Origin of the sequence: Pseudomonas idahonensis, assembly GCF_037903935.1 — a bacterium.
Classification (GTDB): domain Bacteria; phylum Pseudomonadota; class Gammaproteobacteria; order Pseudomonadales; family Pseudomonadaceae; genus Aquipseudomonas; species Aquipseudomonas danubii.
On the sequence record NZ_CP149586.1, the window covers coordinates 5,096,058 to 5,108,864 of the forward strand.

A 12,807-nucleotide genomic window follows, 5' to 3' on the forward strand; every position below is an offset into this window, starting at 1 on the left:
GCGGCTTCCTTAGTGAGCGTGACCGCAGTCAGGGCCATGCACGTGATCATCTTCACCAGCGTCGGCCGGTTCCATTTCCAGTTGCAGGCTGACCAGGTTGGTTGCCAGCGGACGCAGCAACAGGCTGGCGTATTCGGCATCGCCCTCTTCCACGTCCACGCCGATCAGCAATTGGCCACGGCCGTCCTGCTGGATCCACACTTCCTTGCCCTGCCACAGCACCGCGAAGCGGGTGCAGGAGGTTTGCAGTTGGGTGCCGTCGGTGTCTTCAAGGATCAGTTGCAGGGTATCGCTCATGGGGGTCGTTCTCATCTGGGGTGAAGCGGCGCGCCCGGGATCGCCGGGCGCGGGCTTTCAATTGATCTGGAAGGGATAAACCGCGCCCAGTTTAAGGATTTGCGTCAGTTCATCCAGTGCCGTCCGGCATTCAAGCAACAGCTGCGGGTCCGCCAGATCACTTTCACTGAGGCGGTCGCGGTAGTGCTTGCCGACCCATTGAGTCAGGGTGTCGTACAACGGCGCGGTCATGATAACCCCAGGATTGACTGCCGCCAGCTCGGTTTCATTCAGAGCCACTCGCAGACGCAGACAAGCCGGGCCACCGCCGTTCTGCATGCTCTGCTTGAGATCGAAAACCTTCACTTCGCGGATCAGGCCACCCGAGCTGGTAAGGCTTTGCAGGTACTGCCAGACCCGCTCGTTGCTGCGGCATTCTTCCGGCACGATCAGCAGCATCGAACCATCGGCACGGGACAGCAGTTGGCTGTTGAACAGGTAGGAGCGCACGGCATCTTCCACTGTCACCTGCGAGCGCGGCACACAAATCGACTGGAAGTTGCCGCCGCGCTTGCCCAGTTTGCCCTGCAGTTCGGCGAGCATCTTCTCGGTCTCGAGGAAGGCGTCCTCGTGATAGAACAGCACCTCGCCATTGCCCACGGCGATCACGTCGTTGTGGAACACGCCCTGGTCGATCACCGAGGGATTCTGTTGGGCATAGACCACACCCTCCTCGCTCAGGCCATGCAGACGCGCCACGGCTTGCGAGGCTTCCAGGGTCTGACGCGCCGGGTACTTCTGCGGCGCCGGGTAGCGGTTGTCGAACGCGCTGCGACCGAAAACGAAGAACTCGACACCGGCCTGGCCGTAATCACGGCAGAAGCGGGTGTGGTTGGCCGCGCCTTCATCACCGAACTGCGCCACCGCCGGCAACGCGGCGTGATGGGCAAAGTGTTTCTGGTCGGCGAACATCGCCCCCAGCACGCGGCCGGTGGTCGGGTGCTCGATGCTGCGGTGGTATTTGCAGTTCAAGTTGGCGGCGGTGAAATGCACGCGGCCATCGGCGGTGTCGGCACTCGGGCTGACGGTGGCGGCGTTGGCCACCCACATGCTCGATGCCGAGCAACTGGCGACCAGCAAGGGCATCGCCTGCTGGGCCGCTTGCTGGATGACTTGCGCATCAGTCCCGGCAAAACCCAGTTTGCGCAAGGCCGCAACATCAGGCCGCTCCTGCGGGGCGAGCACGCCTTGCTGGAAGCCCATTTCCATCAGCGCTTTCATTTTCGCCAGGCCCTGCAGCGCCGCTTCCTTGGGATTGGAGCCCTGCTGGCTGTTGCTCTGGGAGGCGACGTTGCCGTAGGACAAACCGCCGTAGTTATGGGTCGGCCCCACTAGACCGTCAAAATTGACTTCATAGGATTTCATCAGCGAGGCTCCACGAATCTGTTTGTTATAGGCATCGGTATCTACACAGGGCGCGCGTTTCGCGCTCGTTCGCCAGCCGGCCGGCTCCTACAGATCTGCAAGAGCCGGCTGGCCGGCGAAGAGACCATAAAGGCCTCTCGAATCAGGACAAGCGCACACCCGGCGTCAACGCGCTCGGCAGCACCAGGCTCGGGGTTTCCAGGGAAGCCACCGGATACGCGCAGTAATCCGCCGCGTAATAGGCACTGGCCCGATGGTTGCCCGAAGCCCCAACACCACCAAACGGCGCGCTGCTGGCGGCACCGGTCAACTGTTTGTTCCAGTTGACGATCCCGGCACGGCTCTGCAGCCAGAACTGCTGGTAACGCTCGGCAGAATCCGACAACAGACCGGCAGCCAGGCCGTACTGAGTGTTGTTGGCCTCGGCAATGGCCCCATCGAAATCAGCGTAGCGGATCACTTGCAGCAAAGGCCCGAACAGCTCTTCATCGGGACGCTCAGCCACTGCCGTCACATCCAGAATGCCTGGGGTCAGCAAAGCGGCCTGAGCCTGGGGCTGGGTCATTTCCAGCAAGGCCACGGCGCCATTGGCCAACAGTTGCTGCTGCGCATCCATCAGCGCGCGAGCCGCGCCCAGGGAAATCACCGAACCCATGAACGGCGCCGGCTGCTGGTCATACGCACCGACATCAATGCTTGCGCTGACCGCCACCAGGCGCGCCAGCAACGCATCACCCCAGGCGCCTTGTGGCACCAGCAGGCGGCGGGCGCAAGTGCAGCGCTGGCCGGCTGAAATGAAGGCCGATTGGATGATGGTGTACACCGCCGCATCCAGATCAGCGACCTGATCCACCACCAGCGGGTTGTTGCCGCCCATTTCCAGCGCCAGGATCTTGTCCGGACGCCCGGCAAATTGCTGGTGCAGATGATTGCCGGTGCGGCTGGAACCGGTGAAGAACAAGCCATCGATACCCGGATTGGCAGCCAGGGCGATACCGGTTTCCCGGGCGCCTTGCAGCAGGTTGAGGACGCCTGCTGGCAAACCGGCTTCGATCCAGCACTGCACCGTCAGCTCGGCGACTTTCGGCGTCAGCTCGCTGGGTTTGAACAGCACGCTGTTGCCCGCCAGCAGCGCGGGAACGATGTGCCCGTTAGGCAAGTGCCCCGGGAAGTTGTAAGGGCCGAACACCGCCACCACGCCGTGGGGCTTGTGTCGCAGCACAGCGGTGGCGTCGCCCAAGGGGCCGCTCTTCTCGCCGGTGCGCTCGCGGTAGCTCTGCACCGAAATGGCGATCTTGTTGACCATGCTGGTGACTTCGGTGGTGGCTTCCCACAGCGGTTTGCCGGTTTCCTCACCGATGCAGCGGGCCAGTTCGTCGGCCCGCGCCTTCAGGCTGGCGGCAAAGGCCTCGAGCACGCCGATGCGCTCTTCCAGGGAACGCTTGGCCCAGGCTGGAAACGCCTGGCGGGCGGCCTGCACAGCGCTTTCCACTTGCGCGGCCGTGGCGCCGTTACCGGACCAGATAACCGCCTGGGTCACCGGATTGACCGAGGTGAAGGCTTCGCCCTGGCCGGCCAGCCATTGGCCTGCGATGTACAGCGTGCTCATTATTTCGACTCCCGAGAAGCAGACAGCGGAACCGCGCGGACCTGGTCGCCGGCGTTGAGTTGCAGGCGCTTGGCGGTCAGAGGATCAACCACCAGGGTGCCCGCGGCGAAGCGTGCAGGCGCCGCGGTGATGCGGCAGTCCTCGCGCTTGCGGTTGTGGATCAGGAACGGCGTGGCGTCGTCGCCCGGGGTGCCGATGGCCAGCACCAATGCCTGGCTGTCACGTACCGCGCGGATCTTGCTGGTCTCGCACTCCACCGCCGGGCCGGCGTCGAAGATGTCGACATAGCCCTGGTAGCTGAAACCTTCACTCTTGAGCATGGCCAGGGCCGGCTCGGTGTCGGTGTGGACCTTGCCGATCACGTTGCGTGCATCCTCGGACAGGAAGCAGGTGTACAGCGGAAACTTGGGCATCAGCTCGGCGATGAACGCCTTGTTGCCAACCCCGGTCAGGTAATCCGCCTGGCTGAACTCCATCTTGAAGAAGTGCCGGCCCAGGCTCTCCCAGAATGGCGAACGACCATTCTCATCGGACATGCCGCGCATCTCGGCAATGATCTTGTTGCCGAACAGTTGCGGGAATTCGGCGATGAACAGCATCCGCGCCTTGGCCAGCATGCGGCCATTGAGGCCGGTGCGGTAATCGGCATGCAGGAACAGCGAGCACAGCTCGGAGTTGCCGGTCAGGTCATTGGCCAGGAACAGCGTGGGGATCTCGCGGTAGATGTTCAACTCTTGGGAGGCGCTGACCGTCAGGCCGACCCGGAAGTTGTACCAGGGCTCGCGCAAGCCGACGGCGCCAGCGATGGCGGAAATCCCCACCACCCGGCCGTTGTCGTCTTCCAGTACGAACAGGTAGTCCGCATCGCCACGCTCGGCTTCGCCGCGAAAGGTCTTTTCCGCCCAGCCAACCCTGTGGGTCAGGCGCTCTTCGTTGGCCGGCAAGGTGGTGAGGCCGGTGCCGGTGCTGCGGGCCAGGTCGATCAGCGCGGGTAAATCGCTGCTGCGTACGGGACGAACGATCATGCTATCTCCTCAGACGCAGGCCGCTGATGGCCTGCGCGAAACTCGCTGCTTTCCAGGCATGCTTTCCAGGTAATGGAAGCAGGCTTTAAACCGCCACCAGACGCACGCTGGCACCTTCGCCGACGCCCAGGGCTTCGGCGGCTTGCAGATCCAGGGTGACCGGCTTGCCCGGGGCGTAATCCAGCTCCAGCAACACCGCGCGGTAATCCTGCAACTGACCGTTGGACACCAGGTACTGACGACCACCGCCCTTGAGCGCCTCGCCAATCTTCACTGGCACCACGCGGCTCTGGGCAATGGAGCGGATACCCGAAACCCGTGCATGCAAGGTCGGGCCGCCGTCGAAAATGTCGATGTAGTGATCGGTTTCAAAACCTTCGCGCATCAGGATGTCAAAGGTGATCTGCGCCCGCGGATGCACCTGGCCCATGGCTTCCTGGGCAGCGTCCGGCAGCAGCGGCACGTAGATCGGATAATGGGGCATCAGCTCGGCAAGGAAGGTCCGGCTCTTCAGGCCGCACAGGCGCTCGGCCTCAGCGTAGTTGAGGTCGAAGAAATTACGCCCGATGGCGTCCCAGAACGGCGAATCACCGTGCTCATCGCTGTAGCCGACGATCTCGGTCACCACCGAATCGGCGAAACGCTCCGGGTGGCTGGCAACGAACAGCAGGCGGCCCCGGGAGTTGAGCTCCGACCAGGGCGATCCCACCAGCTCCGGCACCACATAGAAACTGGTCAACAGACTGTTGCCGGTCAGGTCGTGGCACTGGGACAGGACGTGAATCTTGTTATGGATCTTCAGCTCGCGGGACGCATGGACGAAGGTTTCATTACGGAAGCTGTAGAACGGCTCGGAATAACCGGCGGACGCGACGATGGCCGAACACCCCACCAGCTTGCCGCTGTCGGTGTCTTCCAGGACGAAAAAGTAGCTTTCCTCACCGTTGAAGCTCACTTCAGCAGCGAACGAAGCCTCGCTTGCAGCGATCTTGTCGCTCAGGCGGTCCACATCATCCGGCAAGGAGGTGACACCAATCGGGCTGTCTGCAGCCAGACGCTGTACCTCGCCCAGATCAGCCATTTGCGCGGGGCGCATCACCAGCATGGTGTCACTCCTTACTCTAAAACAGGTCGGAAACCGTCCGACTCAGGGAAAAAAATGCCGGGACAGCCCGGCACAGAAATTAGGCTCGACGCCGGCCACTAAAGCCGACGCCGAGAAGTACTGCTACCTGGATCAGGCTTGAGTCAGTTTCGCCACGGCGCGCTCGAAGCGGTCCAGGCCGGCGTCGATATCGGCATCCTCGATCACCAGGCTCGGGGCAAAGCGCACCACGTCGGGACCTGCTTGCAGAATCATCAGGCCTTCTTTCTCGGCGGCGTTGAACACGTCCTTGGCCTTGCCTTTCCAGGCTTCGCTGAGCACGCAACCGAGCAACAGGCCCAGGCCGCGGACTTCAGTGAACAGACCGTACTTCTCGCCGATCTGCAGCAGACGGGTCTTGAAGCGATCGTGCTTGGCCTTCACACCATTGAGCACCTCGGGGGTGTTGATCACATCGATCACCGCCTCGGCCACGGCACACGCCAGCGGGTTGCCGCCGTAGGTGGTGCCGTGGGTGCCAACCACCAGGTGCTTGGCCAGCGCTTCGGTGGTCAGCATCGCCGCGATCGGGAAGCCGCCGCCCAGGCTCTTGGCGCTGGTGAGGATGTCCGGAGTCACGCCGTAATACTGGTAGGCAAACAGCTCACCGCTGCGGCCCATGCCGGTTTGTACTTCGTCGAACACCAACAGCGCGTTGTGCTGATCGCACAGCTCGCGAGCGCCCTGCAGATAGGCCAGTTCGGCCGGCAGCACGCCGCCTTCGCCCTGGATCGGCTCCAGCACCACGGCGCAGGTCTTGTCGGAAACCGCAGCCTTCAGAGCAGCCAGGTCGTTGTACGGCACATGGGTGATGCCGGTGATTTTCGGACCGAAGCCATCGGAATACTTCGACTGGCCACCGACGTTCACAGTGAACAGGGTGCGCCCGTGGAAGCTGTTCAGCGCGGCGATGATTTCGTACTTCTCGGCACCGAAACGATCGTGAGCCACGCGACGGGCCAGCTTGAAGGCGGCCTCGTTGGCTTCTGCACCGGAGTTACAGAAGAACGCGCGCTCAGCGAAGGTGGCGTCGATCAGCTTATGGGCCAGACGTAGGGCCGGCTCGTTGGTGAACACGTTGGACACATGCCACAGTTTATTGGCTTGCTCGGTCAGAGCTCCCACCAGCGCCGGATGGGCGTGGCCCAGTACGTTGACCGCGATGCCGCCGGCGAAGTCGATCAGCTCCCGTCCCGACTGATCCCAGACTCGAGACCCCGCGCCGCGCACAGGAATGAAAGCCGCAGGTGCGTAGTTGGGAACCATCACCTGGTCGAAATCGGCGCGTTGCACCGGAGCTTGCTCAACGGACATCGGAGTCTCCTGAAGAGGAACACCCGCCTGAAACTGGCGAGCGATGGAGGGATTGTAAGGACAGTTTTGTGCCCGGCCTTGTCGCCAAGCGACAACTTCTTATAGCGCCAACCCAGGTTTTACGCGGGTTTATGGCAATGCGACAAATAGCGTCGCAAAGGCGCAGTTTAAACTGCGCAAGGCTCTAGCGGCAGATTCGCCGGGCAATTTGCCCAAGGTAATTACCCAGGTAGTTATCCAGGTTGCTATTCAGATAGTTACGTGGCGAGCGGACCCAAATCTCGAAAAGGTTATCGGCATTGCGACAACAAGGCGTCGATCGGGATGTTGCGCGGTGAGCGGGTTGCCCGTGGGATTGGCCGGCAAGCCGACGCCTAACGGACGAGGTCAGCCGCGCTCGGCGGGTACGGAGGAGAGTTCGAACGGGCTGCTGCTGCGCCGTTGATTGCGATCTTCACGGGGAGTGGCGCCAAAGAAATTGCGGTAGGCACTGGAGAAGTGCGGACCGGAGGAGAAGCCGCAGGACAGGCCGATCTGAATGATCGACTTGCTGGTCTGCATCAGCATCTGTCGGGCCTTGTTCAGGCGCAGCTCCAGGTAATACTGGCTGGGCACCCGATTCAGGTATTGCTTGAAGATCCGCTCCAACTGACGTCGGGACACACAGACATGCTGGGCAATTTCGTCGGTGGTCAGCGGTTCTTCGATATTGGCCTCCATCAGCAGCACGGCCTGAGTCAGCTTCGGATGGCTGGAGCCCAGACGGTTCTGCAGCGGAATCCGCTGACGCTCGCCGCCCTCGCGGATGCGCTCCACCACCAGTTCTTCCGACACCGCACCGGCCAGCTCGGCACCGTGATCACGCGCCAGCACCGCCAGCAACAGATCCAGCACCGACATGCCGCCACAGGCCGTCAGGCGATCACGATCCCAATCGAACAGATGACTGGTGGCAATAACCTTGGGGAAGCGTTCGGCAAAATCGTCCTGCCAGCGCCAGTGCACCGCCGCACGATAACCATCGAGCAGACCCAGTTGGGCCAGCGGGTAAACCCCGGCGGACAACCCCCCGATCACACAGCCGGCACGCACCAGCTGCTTGAGGGCGCTACTGAGGGTCGAACTCATCGGTGCCGGCGGCTCATCGGCCAGCAGGAACAACTTCTGACAACCTTCAAGCTTGCCCGCCCAAGGCTCCCCCGGCAGTTGCCAGGCGCCTTCGACTGGCGCTTCGGCCTGCAGGAATGCCAGCTCATAGACCACGTCCGGGTGCACCCGCTGGGCAACACGCAAGGCCTCCTCGGCCAGCGCCAGCGTCAAGGCTTTAGTGCTGGGCCAAATCAGGAAACCAATTCGATGGGCAGTCATGGCGGGCAATCCGAAACGAAAACAGTGTTAGAAGCCAAGGGCGGCAGCACCAAGTTAGACCATCTGGCGCGCGGTGCGCAGCATGACCTAATTTGGTGCATAACGGCAGCTATTACTTGAGGCTGCCGGAGAGGAATTGTTGCAAACGTTCTGATTGCGGGTTCACCAGCACTTCCCGCGGGTTGCCGCTTTCTTCCACCACGCCTTTGTGCAGGAACACCAACTGGTTGGAGACCTCACGGGCAAAGCCCATCTCGTGAGTCACCACCACCATGGTCCGACCTTCCTGGGCCAGGGCCTGCATGACCTTCAACACGTCACCCACCAGCTCAGGGTCCAGGGCCGAGGTCGGCTCGTCGAACAGCATGACTTCCGGCTCCATGGCCAGAGCCCGGGCGATAGCCACGCGCTGCTGCTCACCACCGGACATGTGCCCCGGGTAAGCATCCTTGCGGTGCGCCACACCCACCTTGGCCAGGTAATGCTCGGCCTTCTCGCGAGCCTCGGCCTTGGACACACCCAGCACATGCACCGGTGCTTCCATGATGTTTTCAATGGCGGTCATGTGCGACCACAGGTTGAAGTGCTGGAACACCATCGACAGGCGCGAACGCATGCGCTGCAACTGCTTGGGATCGGCGGCCTTCAGCGCGCCGTCCTTGTTGGCCACCAGCTTCAACTCTTCGTTGTTCAGCAGGATCTTGCCGGCATGGGGCTGCTCCAGCAGGTTGATGCAGCGCAAAAAGGTACTTTTGCCCGAGCCACTGGAGCCGATGATGCTGATCACATCGCCAGCTGCGGCCTTCAGGGACACACCCTTGAGCACTTCGTGACTGCCATAGCGCTTATGCAGGTCTTGGACTTCAAGTTTGTACATGCGGTCGGTTCTCACAAAAACAGTCAGTCGTTGAGCAAGCGCCCGTGACGCAGCGCTTCGCGCCCCGCCACCTTGGCCAGCCAGAAACCGGGTTGGGCATAACGCAGCCGCTCAACGGCGAACAACACGCCGCTGGTGCCAGCACACACCGTACTGACCCGATCGGATAGGGGATCAATCACTTCAAAAATCGGTTCGCCCACTTCTACCCAGCTACCGGCCGGACGCAGAAAGCTCACCACGCCGGGGTGCGGCGCATACAGCAATTCGGTGCCTTCAAACGGCATGGCTTCACAGGCTTCACGCCCGGGCGCCGGCCACTCACCGGCGATCAGCCCCTGCTCGGCGAGAAACGCCAGGATGCCAGCGGCATGCGCCTCGGCCTGAGGACGCCCGGTGTCGGCCTGACCGCCCAGTTCCAGAGTGGTGGCCAGGCAGGCCAAGGGGATCTGCGCCTCGGGAAACTGTTGCGACAGACGCAACCAGGGCAGCGAGCAGGCTTCATCGAACGAACTGCCACCGGAATCTTCCGCCAGCAACCCGACCTTCACATCCAGGTGCGCCGCCAGGGAGCGCCACTGCGGCCAATGCTGCGGCAAGGCGTACATATGCAGCGCCGCCTCGGTATCGCAATGCAGGTCCAGCACCACATCCGCCGTGCAGGCATGACTCAGGAGCACCCGCTGCATGCCCTGCAGCTGACTTGCAGCCGGTGGCAACTCGGACAGCACCTCGCTCATGGCCTGACGGATCAAGCGCACATTGGCGTGAGGATCATCCCCCAGGCGCCCTTCCAGGCGCTGGGCCACAGGCCCGCTCAACTCGACGAAGTCGCGGTTGAAGTTCTTGCCGCTGCCGGCCTCGAAACGCCCCTGGTGATTGCCTTGCAGCAACTGCCCCAACCCCAGCGGATTGGCCACGGGCACCAGTTCGATAACACCGTTGAGGGCACCCTCGGCTTCCAGTTCGGCCAGGCGCTTTTTCAGCTCCCAGGCGGTGCGCATGCCGGGCAACTCGTCGGCATGCAGACTGGCCTGGATATAGGCCTTGCGCTCGCCACTGCCGAAACGGAACACCGAGATGCTGCGTTCGCTGCCCAGGTGGCTCCAGGGCAATGGATGATCGATACGCTGCATATCAGTGCTTCCGCGGTGCCAGGTAGCGCAGCCAGCGGCCTTCGGCCAGCTTGAACAGGCGCACCAGGATGAACGTCAGGCACAGATAGAACACACCCGCAGTGATATAGGCCTCGAACGGCAGGTAGTACTGCGCGTTGACCGTGCGCGCCGCGCCGGTAATGTCGATCAGGGTCACGATGGACGCCAGACTGGTGGTCTGCAGCATCATGATCACTTCGTTGCTGTACTGCGGCAGAGCCCGGCGCAGGGCCGATGGCAGGAGAATGCGGCGATACATCTTGTAGCGCGACATGCCCATGGCCTTGGCCGCCTCGATCTCACCGTTAGGCGTGGCCTTGAGGCTGCCGGCGATGATTTCTGCGGTGTAGGCGCTGGTGTTGACGGCAAAGGCCAGGCAGGCACAGAAGGTCGCGCTGGACAGCCAAGGCCAGAGGAAACTCTCACGCACCGCTTCAAACTGGGCCAGGCCGTAGTAGATCAGGAACAACTGCACCAGCATCGGCGTGCCACGGATTACATAGGTGTAGAGCCAGGCGCTCATGTTCACCAATGGCTGCTTGGACACCCGCATCAAACCCAGGGGCAAGGCCACCAGCAAACCGAAGAACAGCGACAGTGCCAACAGCTTCAGAGTGGTCAGCAAGCCGCTGAAGTACAGCGGCAAGGCGTCATAGATGACGTTGTAGTCGAAGATCATAGATCAGCCGCCCTTACGCCTACCGAGTAGCGCTTCTCAAGGTGACGCAATGCCAGCAACGAGACACTGGTGATCACCAGGTACATGGCCGCCACTGCGAGGAAGAAGGTGAAAGGCTCGCGAGTGGCGTCTGCCGCCTGCTTGGCCTTGAACATCATGTCTTGCAGGCCCACCACCGAAATCAGCGCGGTGGCCTTGGTCAGCACCAGCCAGTTGTTGGTGAAGCCGGGAATCGCCAGGCGAATCATCTGCGGCACCATCACCCGGAAGAACACCTGGAAGCTGCTCATGCCGTAAGCCATGCCCGCTTCGGCCTGCCCCTTGGGAATCGCCATGAAGGCGCCACGGAAGGTTTCCGACAGGTAGGCACCGAAGATGAAGCCCAGGGTGCCGATACCGGCGGCCAGCGGATTGAGGTCGATGTAATCGTCGTAGCCCAGCAGCGGCGCCACACGGTTCAGCAGGTCCTGGCCGCCGTAGAAGATCAGCAGGATCAGCACCAGATCGGGAATGCCACGGATCACCGTGGAATACAGATCGCCGAGCCAGGCCAGCCAGCGCACCGGCGAGAGGCGCAACGCGACCCCGATCAGACCCAGAACAATGGCCAGGGCCATGGACGACAAGGCGAGCTGAAGCGTCAGCCAAGCGCCATCGAGGATGACAGCCCCGTAGCCTTTCAACATGATTCAGGTCCTCGAAAATTGGGATGAAAAAATGGCGCAAACTTCAGAGACTCTGCTGCTTGCGCCATCTCGGACTGACTGTTTCGACGGTCTTACTTGCCGTAAATGTCGAAGTCGAAGTACTTGTCCTGGATTTGCTTGTACTTGCCATTCTCACGAATGGCAGCGATGGCGGCGTTGATCTTGTCCAGATCGGCCTTGTCACCCTTGCGCACAGCGATCCCTACGCCATCGCCGAAGTATTTGACGTCAGTGAAAGCCGGACCGACGAAGGCGAAGCCTTTGCCGGCGTCGGTTTTCAGGAAACCGTCATTCAACAGCGTAGCGTCCGCCACGGTGCCGTCGAGGCGACCGGCCGCCACATCCAGGTAGATTTCGTTCTGCGAGCCGTAAGGCTTGATCTGTGCACCCAGCGGCGCCAGGACTTCACGAGCGAAACGCTCGTGGATCGAGCCACGCTGTACGCCGATATTCTTGCCTTTGAGCTCAGCCAGGCCATCGCTGACCTGGGTACCGGCCTTCATCACCAGACGGGCCGGAGTGTTGTAGTACTTGTTAGTGAAGTCCACGGACTTCTTGCGATCGTCAGTGATCGACATGGACGAGAGGATGGCGTCGATCTTGCGCACTTTCAGCGCCGGGATCAGGCCATCGAACTCTTGCTCGACCCATACGCACTTGACCTTCATCTCTTCGCACAGGGCATTGCCGATGTCGTAGTCGAAACCGACGATGCTGCCATCCGGCGCCTTGGAGGCAAACGGAGGGTAAGCCGCTTCGATACCAATTTTCAGCGGCTTTTCATCGGCGAAAGTCGGCAAGGACAGCACGGACAGTGCCAGGGCGCCAAGAAGCACGAGTTTCTTCATCTTAGAACTCCATCGGTAAAGGGCGAAAACGGCAGAGTGAGCGACAGCCCAATATGCGAATGGGTGAAACCTGAATTGCCGCGCTGCGTCCTGGGAACTCCGCAGAGGACTCACACACAGGCAGCGACGAGCGAGTGACCGGCATTCTAACGACAGGCTGGAAGCCGATATTTCCTCAATGCGACAACAAATTACAGAAGCATTGAGAATGCCGGGGCAGCACATTGACAGCTCTTCAAATCTATGCAAGAGCAAAAGACAGTAAACCGATCTATGTTGCAAATTGCGGGCCTATTATTCGCAAAGCCTTCTATTCCGGCAAGCGCAGCGTGATGACTTATTTTTTATAAGGGTATAAAAGGCCCCGAAATAGGGCCG

12 protein-coding genes are annotated in these 12,807 nt (G+C 61.5%); all 12 read right to left on the reverse strand.

What is annotated here, in order from left to right:
* Window positions 1-9: 9 nt before the first annotated feature.
* Entirely contained in the window at window positions 10-297 is a 288-nt protein-coding gene (locus WIN67_RS22890) for a topoisomerase II (protein WP_102860686.1), read from the reverse strand.
* 57 nt (window positions 298-354) lie between these two features.
* Window positions 355-1,701 (reverse strand): N-succinylarginine dihydrolase, encoded by a 1,347-nt coding sequence (gene astB / locus WIN67_RS22895; protein WP_339070081.1) that lies wholly within the window; start codon window positions 1,699-1,701, stop codon window positions 355-357.
* 142 nt (window positions 1,702-1,843) lie between these two features.
* Window positions 1,844-3,313, reverse strand: coding sequence for a succinylglutamate-semialdehyde dehydrogenase (astD, locus tag WIN67_RS22900; RefSeq protein WP_253084741.1), 1,470 nt, complete (start codon window positions 3,311-3,313; stop codon window positions 1,844-1,846).
* The gene (gene astA / locus WIN67_RS22905; protein WP_016968175.1) at window positions 3,310-4,335 is read right to left on the reverse strand and encodes an arginine N-succinyltransferase; all 1,026 of its coding nucleotides are present in this window, start codon (window positions 4,333-4,335) and stop codon (window positions 3,310-3,312) included. The genes astD and astA overlap by 4 nt, the downstream gene beginning before the upstream one ends.
* Before the next feature lie 85 nt (window positions 4,336-4,420).
* Window positions 4,421-5,440, reverse strand: coding sequence for an arginine/ornithine succinyltransferase subunit alpha (gene aruF / locus WIN67_RS22910; RefSeq protein WP_102860683.1), 1,020 nt, complete (start codon window positions 5,438-5,440; stop codon window positions 4,421-4,423).
* A gap of 132 nt (window positions 5,441-5,572) precedes the next feature.
* Entirely contained in the window at window positions 5,573-6,793 is a 1,221-nt protein-coding gene (locus WIN67_RS22915; RefSeq protein ID WP_102880594.1) for an aspartate aminotransferase family protein, read from the reverse strand.
* A 387-nt stretch (window positions 6,794-7,180) separates the two neighbouring features.
* Complete coding sequence (argR, locus tag WIN67_RS22920) at window positions 7,181-8,161, reverse strand: transcriptional regulator ArgR (RefSeq protein WP_102860681.1); 981 nt, start codon at window positions 8,159-8,161, stop codon at window positions 7,181-7,183.
* A gap of 112 nt (window positions 8,162-8,273) precedes the next feature.
* The gene (locus WIN67_RS22925; protein WP_011062773.1) at window positions 8,274-9,038 is read right to left on the reverse strand and encodes an ABC transporter ATP-binding protein; all 765 of its coding nucleotides are present in this window, start codon (window positions 9,036-9,038) and stop codon (window positions 8,274-8,276) included.
* Between the two features lie 23 nt (window positions 9,039-9,061).
* Window positions 9,062-10,174 (reverse strand): succinylglutamate desuccinylase/aspartoacylase family protein, encoded by a 1,113-nt coding sequence (locus tag WIN67_RS22930; RefSeq protein WP_110594762.1) that lies wholly within the window; start codon window positions 10,172-10,174, stop codon window positions 9,062-9,064.
* Window position 10,175: 1 nt separating this feature from the next.
* Window positions 10,176-10,874: an ABC transporter permease gene (locus WIN67_RS22935; RefSeq protein WP_102860679.1), complete on the reverse strand. Its 699-nt coding sequence runs from the start codon at window positions 10,872-10,874 to the stop codon at window positions 10,176-10,178.
* Complete coding sequence (locus WIN67_RS22940; RefSeq protein ID WP_016968104.1) at window positions 10,871-11,560, reverse strand: ABC transporter permease; 690 nt, start codon at window positions 11,558-11,560, stop codon at window positions 10,871-10,873. Before WIN67_RS22940 ends, WIN67_RS22935 begins: the two co-directional genes overlap by 4 nt.
* 92 nt (window positions 11,561-11,652) lie before the next feature.
* On the reverse strand, window positions 11,653-12,429 hold the full coding sequence (locus WIN67_RS22945) for an ABC transporter substrate-binding protein (RefSeq protein WP_102860678.1): 777 nt from the start codon (window positions 12,427-12,429) through the stop codon (window positions 11,653-11,655).
* Window positions 12,430-12,807 lie beyond the last annotated feature (378 nt).